Genomic DNA, 15,222 nt, shown 5'->3' with positions numbered 1-15,222 from the left:
CGGCCAGTGACAGCTGATCGATAGTTCAGGAAAGCGCGCCGATCCGGGACCGACGGTCGTCCCGGGGGAGCGACCGGCCCGGGGGCCAGCCGCGCGGATGGGTCAGAAGCGGATGCGGCCGGTGAAAGCGTCCTTGAGCATCACCCAGTCGCCCATGAACGACCACAGCGGGTACTTGAAGGTGGCCGGGCGGTTCTTCTCGAAGACGAAGTGGCCGACCCAGGCGAAGCCGTAGCCCACCAGCGGCAGCGCCAGCAGCCATAGCCACTGCTGGCTGGCCACGGCGTGGAAGAGCACCGCCAGCACCAGCAGGCTGCCGACGTAGTGCAGGCGGCGGCACACCGCGTTGCTGTGTTCCTGCAGGTAGTAGGGGTAGAACTCGGCGAAACTGTGGAAACGCTCGTCATCAGGGCTGCTCATGGAATGCCTCCTCTCGTTGTGTCCGCGCAGTGTAGTGCGGGCCGCACGATGTCGCGGATGACATACAGGGCCAGTTTAGTATCCTTGGGCCGCCAGGCCGGACGACGGTCGGCGTGCCTCCCGCCAGAACAAGAAGAGACCGATGCCGGAACGTACAACCTTGTCCAGCTGGGTCCAGGGCATCGTCCTCGCCCTGGAGCTGGAAGGCCTCGACGGACGCCAGCTGTTCGCCGAGCTGGGCCTCGACTACCAGGCCTTGCAGGACCCCGACGCGCGCTTCCCGCAGGACGCCATGAGCCGTCTGTGGCAGCGTGCGGTGGCGCTCAGCGGCAACCCGGCGATCGCCCTGAACATCGCCCGGGTCCGGCGCCCGGCTTTCCACGTCGTCGGCTATGCGCTGATGTCGAGCCGCAACCTGGCGGAAGGCTTCGCGCGCCTGGAGCGCTACCAGCGGATCATCGCGGAAGCGTCCGACCTGACTTTCCGCCGCACGCCGCAGGGCTATCGAATCGGCGTCACGGTGCATGGCGATCGCCTGCCGGCGCCACCGCAGAGTGCCGAATGCTCGCTGGCCTACCTGGTGGACATGGTCCGCTGGATCACCGGCCGGTCGCTGGACCCGCTGGCGGTGGAGCTGCCCGGCGCGCCCCGCGAGCCGCTGGCACCCTATGTCGATCTGTTCCGCGCGCCGCTGCGCTTTCACGCCGAGGAGTTCGCGCTGGTGTTTTCCCGCGTCGACCTCGAGACGCCGCTACCCTCGGCCAACGAGGCGCTGGCCCAGTTGCACGATCGCTTCGCCGGCGAATACCTGGCGCGTTTCAGTACCAGCCGCATTACCCATCTGACCCGGCAGACCTTGTGCCGGCTGCTGCCGCAGGGAGAACCCAAGCGCGAACGGGTGGCCCAGGCGCTGCACCTGTCGCAGCGCACCTTGCAACGGCGCCTCCAGGAAGAAGGCACCAGCTACCAGCAACTGCTCGACGACACGCGCCGGGATATGGCCGAACAGTATCTCCAGCAGCCCGGCCTGACCTTGCTGGAAGTCGCCTACCTGCTGGGTTTCGCCGATCCGAGCAATTTCTTCCGGGCATTCCGCCGCTGGTTCGGCTGCACGCCCAACGAATACCGGGCGCGCCGCCAGGAGCGCCCGGGCTAGTCGCCAGGCCAGGCGGGACGCTTCAGGGTTGCACGGCGGGTTGCGCCGAGGCCTGGCGCAGGGTCCAGTCGAGAACCTGGGCCGACAGCGTATCGCCGGCCTTGCCGAAGGCGCTGACCACCGCCGCGACCTTCTTGCCATCCACCGGCTGGCTGACCTCGAAACGCCGGCTGGCGACCACGCGCTTGTCGTCGGTACGCACCAGGCGCGCGTCGTAGCGGATCAGCGCGCTGGCCTGGCCGTTCGGGTACTCGGTCTGGAAGGCGCGAAGGTCGCCGCCCAGTTCGAAATCGGCCTGCAGGTTGCTGTCGTCGCTGCTCAGGCCGCGGACCCGGCCGTCGGCCTGGAACGCCTGCATCAGACGGTCGCGCAGCAGCGACGGCGCCGGATCGCTCCAGCGCGCGCCCTGGTACACGCTGATTTCGTCGCCGTGTGGGCGCACCGCGATGCGCGGGCTCTCCAGCACCAGGCTGGTACGCGGCCGGGCGATCCGCAGCGACCAGTCGACCGGCCGCGCGGCGGCGCTGGCCGGAGGGTTGTGCACCGGTAGCAGGTAGACCTGGAGGACCTGCGCCTCCGGCAGGATCGAGCAGGCGCCGAGGGTGGCGAGCGCGGCCAGGCCGGCGGCCAGGGACAGGCGACGCAGCGGGCGAAGGGCGAGCCTCATGGGGTGAACTCCTTGGTTTTTTCCCGGCCCAGCAGGTAGTTCGCCGGGTTCTCTTCCAGGCGCCGGCTGATTCCGCGCAGTGCCGCCAGGGTATCGCGCAGTTCGCTGACCGCCGGGCCCAGCTCGGCGAGTCCCTGGATGCCGCCGTCCAGCGAGTGGCGATTCTCGCTGATCAACTGGTCGAGGGTGGCGCTGGTGCGCTCCAGCGAAGCCATGGTCTTGTTGGCGTTTTCCAGCATCCCCTTGCCTTGCTCGTTGAGCAGGCCGTTGGCGCTGCGCATCAACTCGCTGGCCTGGGCCAGGGCGGCGTTGGCCTGCCTGCTCGCCTGGGCCAACTGCTGCATCACCGCGCTGACGTTCTCGCGCTCGGCGGAGAGCGCGCCGGTGGCCTGGTCGAGATGGTCGAGGGTGCGGCTGATGCGCGCTGTGTTTTCCTCGGAGAGCAGGTTGCTGAAGCGCGCGATGAGCTGGTTGATGTTGCCCATCAGGTCTTCGCCGTTGCTCAGTAACTGGGTCAGCGGCGAGGGCGTGGCGACGATCACCGGGATCTTCCCGTCCTTGCCCTCCAGCATCGGGCTGGCGGGCGTGCCGCTGCTGAGCTGGATGATCGAGGTGCCGGTGATCCCGGTGAGCGCCAGCTTGGCGGTGGTGTCCTGCTTGATCGGCGCGCTGGCCACCACGCGGATGCGTGCCCAGACCTTGCGCGGGTCCTTCGGATCGAGGCGGAGGAAGGCCACGTCGCCGACCTTGATCCCGCTGTACTGCACCGAGCTGCCCTGGGAAAGGCCACTGACCGCTTCGTTGAAGACTATGTCGTAGTAGTTGAACTTGCCCTCCGAGCCGGACTTGGCCAGCCACAGGCCGAAGAGCAGGGCGGCGCCGATCACGATCACGCTGAACAGGCCGATCAACACATGGTGGGCTCGGGTTTCCATCTCAGTGATTCTCCGGCACGGCGGCGGCTTGGTGGGCGGCGCGCCCGCGCGGCCCGTGGAAGTATTCGCGGACCCAGGCGTCGTCGGTGGCGGCGACCCGTTCCAGGGTATCGACTACCAGGACCTTCTTCTGCGACAGCACGGCGACCCGGTCGCAGATGGTGTACAGGGTGTCCAGGTCATGGGTGACCAGGAACACGGTCAGGCCGAGGGCGTCGCGCAGGGTACGGATCAGGTTGTCGAAGGCCGCCGCGCCGATCGGGTCGAGGCCGGCGGTGGGCTCGTCGAGGAACAGGATGTCCGGGTCCAGCGCCAGGGCGCGGGCCAGGGCGGCGCGCTTGATCATGCCGCCGGAAAGCGAGGCCGGATACTTGTCGCCGGCGTTGGCCGGTAGCCCGGCCAGGGCCAGCTTGACCTGGGCCAGGTGCTCGGCGTCGGCGCGCGGCAGGCCGGCGTTCTCGATCAGCGGCAGGGCGACGTTCTCCACCACGGTAAGCGAGGAAAACAGCGCGCCCTGCTGGAACAGCACGCCGAAGCGCCGTTCGACCAGGGAGCGGCGCTCCTCTGGCAGTTGCAGCAGGTCTTCGCCGAACACCCGCACGCTGCCGGAGGTCGGCCGACGCAGGCCGACGATGCTGCGCAGCAGCACCGACTTGCCGGTGCCGGAGCCGCCGACCACGCCGAGGATCTCGCCGCGACGGACGTCGAGGTCGAGGTGCTCGTGGACCGCCTGGGCGCCGAAACGGTTGCACAGGTCGCGGACCTGGATGATCGCCTGCGGGTTGTCCTGGTTCACCAGCCCATCTCCATGAAGAACAGCGCGGCGAGGGCGTCGAGCAGGATCACCACGAAGATCGAGTGGACCACGCTGGTGGTGGTGTGCTCGCCCACCGACTGGGCGCTGCCGCTGACCTTGAAGCCTTCCAGGCAGCCGATCACGGCGATCAGGAAGGCGAACAGCGGGGCCTTGCTGATACCGACCAGGAAATGCTGTACGCCGATTCCGTCCTCCATGATCGACAGGAACATCGCCGGCGGGATGTCCAGGGTCCAGGCGCAGACGGTCATGCCACCGACGATGCCGCAGAGCATGCCGACGAAGGTCAGCATCGGTAGCGATACCAGCAGCGCCAGCACCCGCGGCAGCACCAGCAGCTCGATGGGGTTGAGGCCGAGGGCGCGGATCGCGTCGATCTCCTCGTTGGCCTTCATCGAGCCGATCTGTGCGGTGAAGGCGCTGGCGGTGCGGCCGGCCATGAGGATCGCGGTGAGCAGCACGGCGAACTCGCGGAGGAAGGAGAACACCACCAGGTTGACCGTGTAGATGGTCGCGCCGAAGTTGGCCAGCACCGTGGCGCCGAGGAAGGCGATCACCGCGCCGACCAGGAAGGTCAGCAGGGCGATGATCGGCACCGCGTCCAGGCCGCTCTTCTCGATGTTCGCCACCAGCGGCGTGACCCGCCAACTGGCCGGGCGGACCAGGCTGCGGAACAGGGTCTCCAGGGTCAGGCCGATGAAGCCGAGGAGTGCCTTGAGGTGCAGCCAGAAGGTCTCCATGGCACAACCGATGCGAGCCAGCAGTTCGATGGCGGTGGTTGGCGGCTTGGGTTTCTCCGGCTCGCAGAAGTCGTGCAGGGCGTGGCCGACGGTCTTCAGCAGGGCCTGGCGCTCGCGCGGCAGGCCGGGCTCCAGCTCGGCGAGGTCGGCCAGGCGCTCGGCGCCGAGCAATTCGGCGAGCAGGGCGGCGCCGGCGGTATCCAGGGCGCCCAATTGGCTCAGGTCGAAGCTGGCGTTGCCCGCCACTTCGCTGCGCAGGCGCGTCACCTCGCGCTCCAGAGCCGTGTAGTGGGCGAGCGTCCAATCACCTATGGCTCTGACGCGGGCGGGCTGGGTGGAGCTATCCAGGCTCACGTGGCCGGGTTGCGGCTGTGTCGTCATGGTGCAGAAGCTTACACCGGCTTTTCAGTCCCTGAGTAGAGCCATTGCAGACAGGCCCGTGAGCGCTCAGTGGCGCCAGAACGCCGGGGTCAGCAGGACCAGCACGGTGATGATCTCCAGGCGACCGAGCAGCATGCCGGCGGCCAGCAGCCACTTGGCGGCGTCCGGCAGGCTGGCGAAGTTGCCCGAGGGGCCGATGATGGGCCCCATCCCCGGGCCTACGCCGGCCACGGTACTGGCGGCACCGGTGAGCGCGGTCATCCAGTCCAGGCCGATCAGCGACAGGCCGAGGGCGAGCAGGCAGACGACGATCGCGAAGAAGAACGAGAAGGTCAGGATCGAGCGGACGATTTCCTCGTCCAGGCGATGGCCGTTGTAGTTCTGCTTGAGCACTGCGCGCGGATGGATCAACTGGTAGAGGTTGGCCTTGAGCAGGGTATAGGCGACCTGGAAGCGGAAGATCTTGATACCGCCGGCGGTAGAACCGGAGCAACCGCCGATGAAGCCGAGGTAGAAGAACAGCATGATCGAGAAGTGCCCCCACATGCTGTAGTCGCCGAGGGCGAAGCCGGTGGTGGTGACCACCGAGGTGACGTTCACTGCGACAATGCGGAAAGCATCCATCCAGGGCAGCTTGGAGGTTACCGCGTACCAGGTGCCCATCAGCAGCCAGGTCACCAGCAGCAGGCCGAGCAGGCCGCGGACCTGCTGGTCCTTGATCAGCGCCTTGCGGTGTCCGCGCAGGGTGGCGACGTAGAGCGCGAACGGCAGGCTGCCGAGGATCATCACCACTACCGCGGTCCAGTGCACCGCTGGCTGCTTCCACTTGGCCAGGGATTGGTCGGAGGTGGAGAAACCGCCGGTGGAAATCGCCGACATGGCGTGGTTGACCGCGTCGAACGGGCTCATGCCCGCGCCCCAGAAGGCCAGGCTGCCGAGCAGGGTGATGCCGACATAGGTGGCGACGATGTACTTGGCGACCATGTGCGAGCGTGGCAGGACCTTTTCCGAGCGGTCCGAGGATTCGGTCTGGAACAGGCGCATGCCGCCGATCCGCAGCATCGGCAGGATCGCCACGGCCATGGCGATGAAGCCGATGCCGCCCAGCCAGTGCAGCAGAGAGCGCCAGATGAGGATGCCCGGGGACATGTCGTCCAGCCCGCTGAGCACGGTGGAGCCGGTGGCGGTGATTCCCGACATGCTTTCGAAGAAGGCATCGGTGTAGCTGATGTGCTGCTGCAGGACGAACGGCAGGGCGGCGAAGATGCATACCAGCACCCAGCTCGATACGGTGAGCATGTACATGTCCCGCGGGCGCAGGTGGACATGCTCGGGACGTCCCGGCAGGACCAGGCCGAGGCCGGTGACGAAGGTGGCGACGCTGGACCAGATGAATGCCTGGATGCCTTCGGTACGGTCGAAGGCGAGCATGGTCAGGATCGGGACCAGCATGCTGGCGGCCAGAGTGATCAGGAAGATGCCGATGATGAAACCGAGGATACGTAGGGTCGGCAAGGCCATGGATCGTGGGGCTCTGGGCTGTGGCGGACCGGCCATTCTACCAGCCGTCCGCGGAGAGTAAATCTGCCGCTGCACCCCTCTTCACAGCTGCCGCGAAATCGCTAGAATCTCGCTTCGCCCGCCGGCGCTCGCCGGTTTCTCTGGTGTTCTGCCAACCATGTCCACTGACAATCCGTGTCTTACCTGCGGCGCCTGCTGTGCGCATTTTCGTGTGTCTTTCTATTGGGGCGAGTGCCGTTCCGCAGGCGGCGTCGTACCCGACGAACTGACCGTCCGCATCAGCCCGCAGATGGTTGCCATGAGCGGTACCGAGAACAAGCCGGCACGCTGCGTCGGGCTGCTCGGCGAGGTCGGTTGCGGCGTTCGCTGCACCGTCTACGAGCAGCGCTCGAGTACCTGCCGCGAGTTCGAGGCGGCCTGGGCCAACGGCCAGCCCAACCCGGCCTGCGATGCCGCGCGCGCCGCCTACGGCCTGCCGCCGCTGACCCCGCCGCTGCAGCCGCACCTGGCGCCGGGACGGGTCGCCTGAGAGCGGGCGTGAGCCTGGCGATTGCGTCTACAATGGCGATTTCGTTTCTGACAGGAGTTCGCCCATGGAGGCTCTCGACGCCTTGCTCACTCGCGTTTCCCACGCCCGCCTGAGCGATCCCGCGCCCTCGCCGGAGCAGCTCGACCGGCTGTTCCGGGTCGCCTTGCGTGCCCCGGACCACGGGCAACTGCGGCCCTGGCGCTTCATCCTGGTAGAGGGCGAAGGCCGCCGGGCCCTGGGCGACCTCTACGCCCGCGCCCTGGCGAGCCGCCAGCCGGACGCCGCCGAGGAAGCGCTGGCCAAGGCCCGCAACATGCCGCTGCGCGCACCGCTGCTGGTCGTGGCGGTCGCTTGCCTGCAGGACCACCCGAAGGTGCCGCACGCTGAGCAACTGCTGGCTGCCGGCTGCGCCGCCCACGGCCTGGTGCTGGGCGCCTATGCCCAGGGACTGGGGGCGATGTGGCGGACCGGCGAGATGGCCACCGATCCGGTGGTGCACGCCGGCCTGGGGCTCGGCGAGCAGGAGCGGATCATCGGCTTCGTCTACCTGGGTACGCCGATGGGCGAGTTGCGCACGCCGGCGGAACTCGACCCGACGGCCTTCGTCAGCGCCTGGCCGGGCTGAGCGGCAACAGCAGGCGTACGCACCAATACGCGCCCTGGGCGTGCCAGAGCAGTCGTCCGCCCTGCCAGCCGGCCAGTCGTCGGGCGGCTTCCACGGCCGCCGGCAGCCAGCGCCGGCCTTCTTCCGCCTGGCCGAGGATGTCCAGGCGCAGCCGGCCGTGGCGTGCGTCCAGCGCCGGATTCAGTGTGATGCGCTGCCACGGGCGGGCCTGCGCGGCGCCGCCGAGCAGGCCGTAGAGCGCCTCGTGCAAGGCCGGGCGCCAGCTTTCCAGCGGCCAGGTGCCGCGTTCCGGCAGGTTCAGGTCGAGGCGCGCCCAGCGATGCCGCAGTTGCTGGGCGACCTGTCCCAGCTCGACCGCCAGGACCAGCGATTGCGGTTCGTCGCCGGGAGGTTCCGGCGGCGGCGCGATGGCCTGGGCGAGCGGGCGTTCATCGAGGAACAACGAAGCGGGAAGAGTCATGCCGGATGCTCCTGGGGAATTGTTCATCTGGGCGCGGCGTCATTCGGTCGCCTTGCGCCGTAGCGGCAGGCTGAGGGTGGCGATGAAGCCGCCGTCGGGATGGTTGCCCAGGCGCAGGTGCCCGCCGTGGCGCTCGATGGCGCGGCGGGCGATGGCCAGGCCCAGGCCGTGTCCCGGGCTGCTCTGGTTGGGTGCGCGGAAGAACGGCTCGCCCAACTGCTCCTGCAGTTCGGCGGCGATGCCTGGCCCATGGTCGCGGACGCTCAGGCGCAGGTAGTCGCCGGCGCTGCTGGCACGCACCTCCAGGGGTTGGCCGACGGGGTTGAAGCGCACGGCGTTGCGCAGCAGGTTGTCCACCGCGCGTTCGAACATGTCCGGCCAGCCGTCGATGCTCAGGTCAGGCGCCACCTCCAGGCGGATATCCTGTTCCGGAGCCAGCAGCAGGGCGTCTTCGCGCAGCCGCTGGAGCAGCGGTAGCAGGGCGATCCGTTGGCTCGCGCCGGGTTCGGCGTCGAGCCGGGCGAGGGCGAGGATCTCGCCGATCAGCGCTTCCAGGCGGTCGCATTCCTGTTCCAGGCGCGGCCACATCTGCGCCCGCGCTTCCGGTTCGGCGCGTTCGGCCAGGGCCAGGGCGATGCGCAGGCGAGCCAGCGGCGAGCGCAGTTCGTGGGATACGTCGCGGAGCAACTGACGCTGGCTGCCGATCAGGCTTTGCAGGCGTTCGCCCATGCGGTTGAAATCGCGCGCCAGGGTGCCCAGTTCATCGCCGCGCCGCGCCAGGCGGGCCAGGCTGTCCTTCTGGTAGGCGGTCTGGCCGAGGTCGTGCACGGCGCGCCGCAGACGGTTCAGCGGACGGGTGATGGACAGCGTCAGCAGCAGGCTGAACAGGGTCAGCACCACCAGTGCGATGCCCAGCGCGCTGAGCGGCCAGAGCAGGCTGCCGCGGTGCCAGGCCTCCAGCTCCGGGTGCGGGATGCGGTAGATGAACAGATAGGTATGGTTGCTCTGCGGGCTGACGTATTCCTGGCTCAGCTGGCGCCAGGGGAAGCGCGGCAGGTTGCGGTCGCTGGTGCGCGGCGGGCGGTGGTGGGGGCGCGGCAGGTAGGTGCCGTCGACCAGGCGCTGGCCGCTTTCATCGAGCACCTGGATGGAAATCCCGTAGTCGCGACGGCGTTGCTCCAGCAAGCCCTGGGCCGCGTAGCTGCCCTGTTCTTCGTAGAGGGCGGTCCACTGCTCGGCGAGATCCTTCAGGCCAGGATGGCGGGCGATGATCCAGGTGTCCTGGTTCAGCGCACGACCCAGCAGGATGGACAGCCCGGCGACCAGCAGCAGGGCCAGCCAGAAGGCGGCGAGGATTCGCCAGAAGAGTGAACGCATGGTTTTCCTGTTGAATCGCATGTCGGGCCGGCCGCGAGGGTAAACCCCTAGGATATGCGATTCCGGCTGGTCGGAAGACCGCTACCGGAGGACCCGGTAGCGGTGGCTCGGACGTCAGTTGGACTTCTTGTCGGCCTTCCATTGCTGGAATTCGGCCCACTCTGCCTTGCGCTGCTCGCGCTTCTTCTGCAGTTCGTCGAACTTCTTCTGCTGCTCGGGGGTGAGCAGGGCGCGGATGTCCTTCTGGGTCTTCTCGTGGCTGGCCTTGAGTTCGTCCTTCAGGGCCTTCTGCTCGGCCGCCGGCAGCTTGGCCAGGTAGCGCTGGGTGATCTCGTGGCGGGCCTTCATTTGTTCGCCCATCAGTTTGCCCATCTGCTGGCGCTGTTCGCGGGTCAGGTCCAGTTCCTTCATCGGGCCGCCATGCCGGGGACCGTGCTGGCCCATCATGTGGCCGCCTTCCATCGGCGGGGGGGGCAGGTCGTTGGCGGCGGGCGCGGCCATGGCGAAGGTCGGCAGGGCGGCGGCGATGAACAGGGCGGTTAGCGTCTTGCGCATGGTGTTTCTCCTTTCTGGGTCCGGCCATTTACCGGATGAGCCCAGTCTAGGGAGGTCAAGGTCAAGCGCGGTCAGCCCTGGGTAAAGCTTGGGTAAAGACCTTGTGTCGGCGGGCTGACGAAACCCGCTCAGTGGCTGTAGTAGTAGCCGCGGCCGCGCAGGGCGAGGATGCGCGGGCTGCCGTCGGGGTGGCTGCCGAGCTTCTTGCGCAGGTTGCTGACGTGCATGTCCAGGCTGCGGTCGTAGAGGGTCAGCTTGCGGCCCAGCGCCAGTTGCGCCAGGGCCTGCTTGTCCAGCGGCTCGCCGGGCTGGCGCAGGAGCGCTTCGAGGATGCGGCTTTCGGAAAGGGTCAGGCTGATCTCCTGGCCGTCGATCTGCGCCACGCCGCGCGTCAGGTTCAGCGACAGGTCGCCCAGTTGCATCTGCGCGCTGGGTTGCGCCGGGTGGGTTCGCCGCAGCACGGCGCGCAGCCGTGCGGTGAGTTCGCGCGGGTCGCAGGGCTTGGCCAGGTAGTCGTCGGCGCCCAGTTCCAGACCGAGGATGCGGTCCAGCGGCTCGCCGCGGGCGGACAGCATCAGCACCGGCAGGTCGGGATGGTCGCCGCGCAGTTGCTTGAGCAGTTCCAGGCCGCTACCGTCCGGCAGCATCACGTCGAGCACCACGGCATCCGGTGTCTGCTCGGCGAGGGCGCGACGGGCCTGGGCGCCGTCGTGGCTGGCACGCACGGAGAAACCTTCCTGGACCAGCCAGGTACCGAGCAGCTCGCAGAGCTCCCGGTCATCGTCGATCAACAGCAGTTCGCTCATCGAGTGTCGCTCAATTGATCCATTCGCGTCGCTGTCGCCGGCGGCCGCGGCTCAGGGCACCGAGGACGAACGCGAGCAGGGCCGTGGCGGCGCCGGCGACATACCAGGTCTGCTCTTCCGTGAGCAGCGGCGGTTGCCGCTGCGCCTGGGCCGCCTGCAGCTGCTCGCGCAACTGGCGGTTCTCCTGGCGCATACGACTGACCAGTTCGTCGCGCTGGCGTTCCGTTTCCACCAGGCGGCGCTCCAGTTCGGCGGTAGCCTGCGTAATGGAAGGCTGCGCGGCTGGAATCGGTGCTGGCGCGGGTTCCTCGGCCAGGGCCAGGGAAGCTCCCAGGCTCAGCAGCAGGCAATGGGCAGCGGATGGACGCATCATGACTCCTTGTACCGATGAAGCGACGGATTGCACTGTCTTCCGGTTCGCCCTTCCGGCTTGGCGAAAGCGCCGGGCCGGCCTGGTTGCGCTGCGGCGGGCACCGGAAAGCGGCGTCCGGTGCGAAAACGTTTGCCGGGAGGGCGACCGGGCCGGCCGCCGGTACCCGGCGACTGCCTCAGGGCAGGACTTTCTTGAACGGCTTGACCACCACCTCGGCGTACACCCCGGCGGCCCGGTAGGGATCGGCCTCGGCCCAGCTCTGCGCCGCGGCCAGCGAATCGAATTCGGCGACGATCAGGCTGCCGGTGAAGCCGGCGGCGCCCGGGTCGTTGCTGTCGATCGCCGGGTGCGGGCCGGCGAGTACCAGGCGGCCTTCTTCCTTCAGCTGTTCGAGACGGGCCAGGTGGGCCGGGCGGCTGGCCAGGCGGCGTTCCTGGGAAGCGGGGATGTCACGGGCGATGATCGCGTAGAGCATGTCAGTCCTTGGGCTTTTCGCCGGTATCGGCGTCGTGCAGGTGGCGAGCCAGGAACAGGCCCTGGCCGATCAGGAACAGCAAGGTCATGCCGAGGCTGCCGAACACCTTGAAGTCCACCCAGAAGTTCGGATAGGTGAAGACCACGTACAGGTTGGCGAAGCCGCACACCAGGAAGAACACCACCCAGGCGATGTTCAGGCGCACCCAGAGGCCCTGCGGCAACTGGATGGCATGGCCCATGATGCGCTGGATCATCGGCTTGTCGCCGATGAAGTGACTGCCGGCGAAGGCCAGGGCGAACAGCCAGTTGACCAGCGGCGCCTTCCATTTGAGGAAGGTGTCCTCGTGGAAGGCCAGGGTCAGGCCGCCGAGGACCAGGCAGGCGCCGAGGGTGAACCACTGGCTCTTTTCCAGGTGGCGGTGCTTGAGCCAGAGGGCGCCGTAGACGATCACCGAGGCGAGGATCAGGGTCGCGGTCGCGCCGTAGATGCCACTCAGATTGAACCCGGCGAACTCGACGTTCTGAGGGTCTATCTTGTAGACGATGAAGAACAGGATCAGTGGGATGAAATCGATGAATTGCTTCATGGTGGCAGTCAGGACACGGTTGAAACGGCATAATAGCAACCTCTGGATGTTCTGAAACAGTCATCCTGTCTTTCCGAATGCGTCAGGCCTGTGCCGCAGGCGCATTCGCCAGGTGGAGCAGGCTCCCCGGACCCATGAACGGTACGTCTCGATACCGCGAGGCAGCGAATCGGCGTTGCTTCATCACCATTCTTCACTGGAATCAGGATTCAGCCATGCGTGTCGATCTGCATTGCCACAGTACCGCCTCCGATGGCGTGCTCGCGCCCGCCGCCCTGGTGCAGCGGGCCCACGAGAAAGGCGTCGGGCTGCTGGCGCTGACCGACCACGACACCCTGGAAGGCCTGCCGGAAGCCCACCAGGCGGCCGCTCGACTCGGTATCGAACTGGTCAACGGTGTCGAGCTGTCCTGCACCTGGGGCGGTGCCACCATTCATGTGCTGGGCTACGGTTTCGACCTCGACGCCGCTCCCCTGCGCCAGGCGACCGAAGCCCTGCACCGGGGCCGCTGGGCGCGCGCCGAGGAAATCGACCGGCGGCTTGCGGCCAAGGGTATGCCCGGTGCGCTGGAGGGCGCGCGGGCGATCCAGCGGGCCCTGGGCGACAGCGGCAACGCGCCGGCGCGGCCGCATTTCGCCGAGTTCCTGGTCCAGGGCGGCTGGGTCAAGGATCGCGCCGACGCGTTCCGCAAGTGGCTGGGGGCCGGCAAGCTGGGAGACGTCAAGCAGCACTGGCCGACCCTGGAGGAAGTGGTCGGCTGCCTGCACGAGGCGCGCGCCTGGATCAGCCTGGCGCACCCGTATCATTATGATTTCACCCGGACCAAGCGCCGGCGCCTGGTCGCCGACTTTCTCCAGGCCGGCGGACACGCCATCGAGGTGGTCAATGGCGTGCAGCCGGCCGAACAGGTCGGTACCCTGTCGATCCTGGCCCGCGAGTTCGGCCTGATGGTCACCGCCGGCAGCGATTTCCACGCGCCGGGCGACTGGTCCGAACTGGGCATGTACCGTGCGGTTCCAGAGGACCTTCCGGCCATGTGGCCGCGTTTCGCCAGGCATTTTCGCGATACCGAACGTCATTCCGAAGCCAAGGGGGCCGAATGAGCCAGTTCTTCCAGATCCATCCGGAAAATCCCCAGCCGCGGCTGGTCAAGCAGGCGGTGGAAATTGTCCGCCAGGGTGGGGTGATCGTCTATCCCACCGACTCGTCCTATGCCCTGGGCTGCCGCATCGGCGAAAAGACCGCGGTGGATCGCATCCGCCGCATCCGCCAACTGGACGACAAGCACAACTTCACCCTGGTCTGCCGCGACCTTTCCGAGCTGGGCGTCTATGCCAAGGTCGACACCGGCCTGTTCCGCCTGCTCAAGGCGCACACCCCCGGTCCCTACACCTTCATCCTCAGCGCCACCCGCGAGGTGCCGCGCATGCTCCTGCACCCCAAGCGCCGCACCATCGGCCTGCGCGTGCCGAACTGTCCGATCGCCCGGGCGCTGCTGGAGGAACTGGGCGAACCGCTGATGAGCGTGAGCCTGATCATGCCCGGCAGCGGCGAGCCACTGAACGATCCCTATGAAATGCGCCAGGTACTGGAACACCAGGTCGACCTGATCGTGGACGGGGGCTATGGCGGCGGCGAGGCCTCCACCGTGATCAGCCTGACCGACACCGATCCCGAAGTGATCCGCGTGGGTTGCGGCGATCCGGCGCCGTTCATGCAGCCGGCCTGAGCGCCGCCCGAATCCGCCCACCACGAGCCTAGCGATGCAGGACGATAACCCGGCCAACGCCGACACCCCTCCAGCCGAACCCGCCGCCGAGCGGGTGCCGCTGCAACTGGCGCTGGTCTACGGCGAGGCGGTCACCGAGCTGCCGCAGGACCTCTATATCCCGCCGGACGCGCTGGAGGTTTTCCTCGAGGCCTTCGAGGGCCCGCTCGACCTGCTGCTGTACCTGATCCGCAAGCAGAACATTGACATCCTGGATATCCCGGTGGCGGAAATCACCCGCCAGTACATGGGCTATGTCGAGCTGATGAAGGCGGTGCGCCTGGAGCTGGCCGCCGAGTACCTGGTGATGGCGGCGATGCTGGCGGAGATCAAGTCGCGCATGTTGCTGCCGCGCTCGGCGGAAGCCGAGGAGGAAGAGGAAGATCCACGGGCCGAGCTGATCCGCCGCCTGCAGGAGTACGAACGGTTCAAGAAGGCCGCCGAAGACCTCGACGAACTGCCCCGGGTCGGCCGCGACGTGCTGGTGCCGGCGGTGGCTGCTCCCGAGGCGCGGGCGCGCAAGCTGCTGCCGGAGCTGGCGCTGCAGGAGCTGATGCTGGTGATGGGCGAGATGCTGCGCCGCGCCGACCTGTTCGAGAGCCACCAGGTGACCCGCGAGGTACTGTCCACCCGCGAACGCATGAGCGAAGTGCTGGAGCGCCTGAAAGGCGGCGCCTTCGTGCCCTTCATCCAGTTGTTCACCCTGGAGGAGGGCAAGCTCGGCGTGGTGGTCACCTTCATGGCGATCCTCGAACTGGTCAAGGAGCAGATGGTGGAACTGGTGCAGAACGAGGCTTTCGGCGCCATCCATGTGCGCCTGCGGATAGCCCGCGAAGCGGAGGAAGGCGAAACCCTGGAGGAAGCCCTGGAAGACGATTTCGAGTGAGCGCGCCGCGCCGCTGGCCGTTCGTCCCCCTGCGGACGGTCGCCTTTTCCGAGCTTCCGGCTTCGCTCCCTGCCGTGGCCTGTTAAGCTGCATGCCCGATTCCGCTATCTTTCCCTCTTCCTGGCTCCGGTATCCGTTGCGA

The 15,222-nt window shown here is 67.7% G+C and carries 19 protein-coding genes; 6 read left to right on the top strand and 13 right to left on the bottom strand.

The genetic code is table 11. The features are described from left to right. Nucleotides 1–102: 102 nt before the first annotated feature. Entirely contained in the window at nucleotides 103–420 is a 318-nt protein-coding gene (locus LJF27_RS26705; RefSeq protein WP_003114819.1) for an Mpo1-like protein, read from the bottom strand. A 142-nt stretch (nucleotides 421–562) separates the two neighbouring features. Here LJF27_RS26705 and LJF27_RS26700 point away from each other — a divergent pair, with 142 nt between their 5' ends. Next, nucleotides 563–1,576, top strand: a complete 1,014-nt coding sequence (locus LJF27_RS26700) for an AraC family transcriptional regulator (protein ID WP_003158340.1) — start codon at nucleotides 563–565, stop codon at nucleotides 1,574–1,576. 22 nt (nucleotides 1,577–1,598) lie between these two features. On the opposite strand, the gene LJF27_RS26695 is transcribed toward LJF27_RS26700, so the two are convergent. The 5 genes from LJF27_RS26695 to LJF27_RS26675 form a co-directional block, all read right to left on the bottom strand. Continuing rightward, nucleotides 1,599–2,243, bottom strand: coding sequence for an ABC-type transport auxiliary lipoprotein family protein (locus LJF27_RS26695; protein WP_003109195.1), 645 nt, complete (start codon nucleotides 2,241–2,243; stop codon nucleotides 1,599–1,601). Further along, complete coding sequence (locus LJF27_RS26690) at nucleotides 2,240–3,178, bottom strand: MlaD family protein (RefSeq protein WP_003114822.1); 939 nt, start codon at nucleotides 3,176–3,178, stop codon at nucleotides 2,240–2,242. The genes LJF27_RS26695 and LJF27_RS26690 overlap by 4 nt, the downstream gene beginning before the upstream one ends. Before the next feature lies 1 nt (nucleotide 3,179). Then, nucleotides 3,180–3,974 carry an ABC transporter ATP-binding protein gene (locus LJF27_RS26685; protein WP_003114823.1) on the bottom strand — a complete coding sequence of 265 codons (795 nt, stop codon included), beginning with the start codon at nucleotides 3,972–3,974 and terminating at the stop codon, nucleotides 3,180–3,182. Next, complete coding sequence (locus LJF27_RS26680; protein WP_003116404.1) at nucleotides 3,971–5,116, bottom strand: MlaE family ABC transporter permease; 1,146 nt, start codon at nucleotides 5,114–5,116, stop codon at nucleotides 3,971–3,973. The genes LJF27_RS26685 and LJF27_RS26680 overlap by 4 nt, the downstream gene beginning before the upstream one ends. Nucleotides 5,117–5,182: 66 nt before the next feature. Then, the gene (locus LJF27_RS26675; protein WP_003114825.1) at nucleotides 5,183–6,637 is read right to left on the bottom strand and encodes a TrkH family potassium uptake protein; all 1,455 of its coding nucleotides are present in this window, start codon (nucleotides 6,635–6,637) and stop codon (nucleotides 5,183–5,185) included. 157 nt (nucleotides 6,638–6,794) lie between these two features. Here LJF27_RS26675 and LJF27_RS26670 point away from each other — a divergent pair, with 157 nt between their 5' ends. Together LJF27_RS26670 and LJF27_RS26665 are read left to right on the top strand one after the other, a co-directional pair. After that, nucleotides 6,795–7,166: a YkgJ family cysteine cluster protein gene (locus LJF27_RS26670; RefSeq protein ID WP_003114826.1), complete on the top strand. Its 372-nt coding sequence runs from the start codon at nucleotides 6,795–6,797 to the stop codon at nucleotides 7,164–7,166. Between the two features lie 64 nt (nucleotides 7,167–7,230). Continuing rightward, the gene (locus LJF27_RS26665) at nucleotides 7,231–7,791 is read left to right on the top strand and encodes a nitroreductase family protein (protein WP_003114828.1); all 561 of its coding nucleotides are present in this window, start codon (nucleotides 7,231–7,233) and stop codon (nucleotides 7,789–7,791) included. Here LJF27_RS26665 and LJF27_RS26660 read toward each other — a convergent pair. The 7 genes from LJF27_RS26660 to LJF27_RS26630 all read right to left on the bottom strand — a co-directional run bounded on the left by LJF27_RS26660 (nucleotide 7,772) and on the right by LJF27_RS26630 (nucleotide 12,426). Continuing rightward, on the bottom strand, nucleotides 7,772–8,251 hold the full coding sequence (locus tag LJF27_RS26660) for a hypothetical protein (protein WP_003114829.1): 480 nt from the start codon (nucleotides 8,249–8,251) through the stop codon (nucleotides 7,772–7,774). The two genes, LJF27_RS26665 and LJF27_RS26660, sit on opposite strands and share 20 nt — an antisense overlap. A gap of 39 nt (nucleotides 8,252–8,290) precedes the next feature. Then, on the bottom strand, nucleotides 8,291–9,628 hold the full coding sequence (locus LJF27_RS26655; RefSeq protein WP_003114830.1) for a sensor histidine kinase: 1,338 nt from the start codon (nucleotides 9,626–9,628) through the stop codon (nucleotides 8,291–8,293). Between the two features lie 114 nt (nucleotides 9,629–9,742). Then, nucleotides 9,743–10,183, bottom strand: a complete 441-nt coding sequence (locus tag LJF27_RS26650; protein WP_003114831.1) for a Spy/CpxP family protein refolding chaperone — start codon at nucleotides 10,181–10,183, stop codon at nucleotides 9,743–9,745. Nucleotides 10,184–10,311: 128 nt separating this feature from the next. Beyond that, on the bottom strand, nucleotides 10,312–10,989 hold the full coding sequence (locus tag LJF27_RS26645; protein WP_003091491.1) for a response regulator transcription factor: 678 nt from the start codon (nucleotides 10,987–10,989) through the stop codon (nucleotides 10,312–10,314). A gap of 10 nt (nucleotides 10,990–10,999) precedes the next feature. Next, a complete protein-coding gene (locus LJF27_RS26640; protein WP_003114832.1) occupies nucleotides 11,000–11,362 on the bottom strand; it encodes a hypothetical protein in 363 nt (120 codons plus the stop codon). Between the two features lie 175 nt (nucleotides 11,363–11,537). Then, nucleotides 11,538–11,837 carry a YciI family protein gene (locus tag LJF27_RS26635; RefSeq protein ID WP_003091489.1) on the bottom strand — a complete coding sequence of 100 codons (300 nt, stop codon included), beginning with the start codon at nucleotides 11,835–11,837 and terminating at the stop codon, nucleotides 11,538–11,540. Between the two features lies 1 nt (nucleotide 11,838). Next, the gene (locus LJF27_RS26630; protein WP_003091488.1) at nucleotides 11,839–12,426 is read right to left on the bottom strand and encodes a septation protein A; all 588 of its coding nucleotides are present in this window, start codon (nucleotides 12,424–12,426) and stop codon (nucleotides 11,839–11,841) included. A 215-nt stretch (nucleotides 12,427–12,641) separates the two neighbouring features. On the opposite strand from LJF27_RS26630, the gene LJF27_RS26625 reads away from it, so the two are divergent. The 3 genes from LJF27_RS26625 to LJF27_RS26615 all read left to right on the top strand — a co-directional run bounded on the left by LJF27_RS26625 (nucleotide 12,642) and on the right by LJF27_RS26615 (nucleotide 15,080). Further along, nucleotides 12,642–13,529 (top strand): PHP domain-containing protein, encoded by an 888-nt coding sequence (locus LJF27_RS26625; RefSeq protein ID WP_016253156.1) that lies wholly within the window; start codon nucleotides 12,642–12,644, stop codon nucleotides 13,527–13,529. Continuing rightward, complete coding sequence (locus tag LJF27_RS26620) at nucleotides 13,526–14,155, top strand: L-threonylcarbamoyladenylate synthase (RefSeq protein WP_003091486.1); 630 nt, start codon at nucleotides 13,526–13,528, stop codon at nucleotides 14,153–14,155. Before LJF27_RS26625 ends, LJF27_RS26620 begins: the two co-directional genes overlap by 4 nt. Before the next feature lie 172 nt (nucleotides 14,156–14,327). Then, the gene (locus LJF27_RS26615) at nucleotides 14,328–15,080 is read left to right on the top strand and encodes a segregation and condensation protein A (protein WP_003124353.1); all 753 of its coding nucleotides are present in this window, start codon (nucleotides 14,328–14,330) and stop codon (nucleotides 15,078–15,080) included. The last annotated feature ends 142 nt before the right edge of the window (nucleotides 15,081–15,222 follow it).

Origin of the sequence: Pseudomonas sp. 203-8, assembly GCF_020708595.1 — a bacterium.
Lineage (GTDB): Bacteria > Pseudomonadota > Gammaproteobacteria > Pseudomonadales > Pseudomonadaceae > Pseudomonas > Pseudomonas aeruginosa.
Note: the sequence above shows the minus strand (reverse complement) of the source record. Positions and strands in the feature narration are given on the sequence as shown.

Excerpts from the sequence above, each read along its gene's own strand:
- LJF27_RS26690 (WP_003114822.1), bottom strand. The coding sequence starts at position 3,178 with ATGGAAACCCGAGCCCACCATGTGTTGATCGGCCTGTTCAGCGTGATC.
- LJF27_RS26670 (WP_003114826.1), top strand. The coding sequence starts at position 6,795 with ATGTCCACTGACAATCCGTGTCTTACCTGCGGCGCCTGCTGTGCGCAT.
- LJF27_RS26635 (WP_003091489.1), bottom strand. The coding sequence starts at position 11,837 with ATGCTCTACGCGATCATCGCCCGTGACATCCCCGCTTCCCAGGAACGC.
- LJF27_RS26675 (WP_003114825.1), bottom strand. The coding sequence starts at position 6,637 with ATGGCCTTGCCGACCCTACGTATCCTCGGTTTCATCATCGGCATCTTC.
- LJF27_RS26620 (WP_003091486.1), top strand. The coding sequence starts at position 13,526 with ATGAGCCAGTTCTTCCAGATCCATCCGGAAAATCCCCAGCCGCGGCTG.
- LJF27_RS26650 (WP_003114831.1), bottom strand. The coding sequence starts at position 10,183 with ATGCGCAAGACGCTAACCGCCCTGTTCATCGCCGCCGCCCTGCCGACC.
- LJF27_RS26645 (WP_003091491.1), bottom strand. The coding sequence starts at position 10,989 with ATGAGCGAACTGCTGTTGATCGACGATGACCGGGAGCTCTGCGAGCTG.
- LJF27_RS26680 (WP_003116404.1), bottom strand. The coding sequence starts at position 5,116 with ATGACGACACAGCCGCAACCCGGCCACGTGAGCCTGGATAGCTCCACC.
- LJF27_RS26700 (WP_003158340.1), top strand. The coding sequence starts at position 563 with ATGCCGGAACGTACAACCTTGTCCAGCTGGGTCCAGGGCATCGTCCTC.
- LJF27_RS26665 (WP_003114828.1), top strand. The coding sequence starts at position 7,231 with ATGGAGGCTCTCGACGCCTTGCTCACTCGCGTTTCCCACGCCCGCCTG.
- LJF27_RS26655 (WP_003114830.1), bottom strand. The coding sequence starts at position 9,628 with ATGCGTTCACTCTTCTGGCGAATCCTCGCCGCCTTCTGGCTGGCCCTG.
- LJF27_RS26640 (WP_003114832.1), bottom strand. The coding sequence starts at position 11,362 with ATGATGCGTCCATCCGCTGCCCATTGCCTGCTGCTGAGCCTGGGAGCT.
- LJF27_RS26630 (WP_003091488.1), bottom strand. The coding sequence starts at position 12,426 with ATGAAGCAATTCATCGATTTCATCCCACTGATCCTGTTCTTCATCGTC.
- LJF27_RS26705 (WP_003114819.1), bottom strand. The coding sequence starts at position 420 with ATGAGCAGCCCTGATGACGAGCGTTTCCACAGTTTCGCCGAGTTCTAC.
- LJF27_RS26625 (WP_016253156.1), top strand. The coding sequence starts at position 12,642 with ATGCGTGTCGATCTGCATTGCCACAGTACCGCCTCCGATGGCGTGCTC.
- LJF27_RS26695 (WP_003109195.1), bottom strand. The coding sequence starts at position 2,243 with ATGAGGCTCGCCCTTCGCCCGCTGCGTCGCCTGTCCCTGGCCGCCGGC.
- LJF27_RS26660 (WP_003114829.1), bottom strand. The coding sequence starts at position 8,251 with ATGACTCTTCCCGCTTCGTTGTTCCTCGATGAACGCCCGCTCGCCCAG.